This window comes from Komagataeibacter kakiaceti JCM 25156 (assembly GCF_000613305.1).
Map to the genome: position 1 here is coordinate 1 of NZ_BAIO01000716.1, position 947 is coordinate 947.

The window sequence follows — 947 nt, forward strand, 5'->3', positions numbered from 1 at the left end:
CCTCGCGCTTCCAGAACGGGGCGCGGGTCTTGAGCCAGTCCATAATGAATTCAGTCGCATCGAAGGCCGCCGCCCGATGCGCCGACGCGCACAGCACCAGCACGATGGGCATGCCCACCTCCAGCCGCCCCACCCGATGGATGACCGTGCAGCCCACCAGCCCGAATCGCGTGCATGCCGATTCGGCAATCCGCTGCATCTGGGACTCGGTCATGCCGGGATAATGCTCCAGCTCCAGCGCCACCAGATCCCCCCCCCCACGGACAAGGCCGGTAAACGCCGCGACACCGCCCACCATATCCTGCCCGCGCAGCAGCAGCGCGGTCTCGTGAGCGCTATCGAAAGGCCCGGCCTGAACACGGATGGTGATCCGGGGCATGCGCCTAGCCTCCCGTAACCGGGGGGAAGAAAGCGATCTCGTCATTGGCGGCGATGGGATCCGTAACCGTGGCGAAACGCTGGTTGACGGCCACGCGAATCTGCTCCGGCCGGGCGAAGATCGCCCCGTATTCCCCGCCACGGGCGCGAAGCTGCGCGATCAGGTCCTGTACGGAACGCGCGTTTTCCGGCAGGGCCATGCGCTCGTCAGAGCAGCCCAGCCGGTCGCGCAACCATGCAAAATAGAGAATGTGCAGCATTCCGGTTCCCTCTCCCCTGTGGCCGACCGTGACCGGCGCATACGCGCCGTCAGTCGGTCCGCTGTTCCTGAACCGTGCCATCCGGAGCGACCACGGTACTGGTGCCATCGCCATTGGGAACGACGATGGCCGCATCCGACACGTCCTTATGCGTCGCGGGCGGGGATGAAGACAATGTGGAAACACGGGAATCCCGCCCGGGCAGGACAAGCTGCACGCCATCGTTGCCGATCTGCATCTCCCCCCCGGCGGCAGATCCGGCGCGGGCGGGGGCATGGGGGATGGGGCTGCGCCATCATCCATGGCCAG

3 protein-coding genes are annotated in these 947 nt (G+C 66.4%); all 3 read right to left on the bottom strand.

What is annotated here, in order from left to right:
• Positions 1-379: molybdenum cofactor biosynthesis protein MoaE (locus JCM25156_RS18235; RefSeq protein WP_025814268.1), on the bottom strand; the 379-nt coding region annotated here is incomplete at its 3' end.
• A gap of 4 nt (positions 380-383) precedes the next feature.
• Complete coding sequence (gene moaD / locus JCM25156_RS18245; protein WP_025814269.1) at positions 384-638, bottom strand: molybdopterin converting factor subunit 1; 255 nt, start codon at positions 636-638, stop codon at positions 384-386.
• A 49-nt stretch (positions 639-687) separates the two neighbouring features.
• Positions 688-876 (bottom strand): hypothetical protein, encoded by a 189-nt coding sequence (locus tag JCM25156_RS18250; RefSeq protein ID WP_025814270.1) that lies wholly within the window; start codon positions 874-876, stop codon positions 688-690.
• Positions 877-947 lie beyond the last annotated feature (71 nt).

Coding starts and splice junctions, on each gene's coding strand:
- moaD (WP_025814269.1), bottom strand. CDS start 638: ATGCTGCACATTCTCTATTTTGCATGGTTGCGCGACCGGCTGGGCTGC.
- JCM25156_RS18250 (WP_025814270.1), bottom strand. CDS start 876: ATGCAGATCGGCAACGATGGCGTGCAGCTTGTCCTGCCCGGGCGGGAT.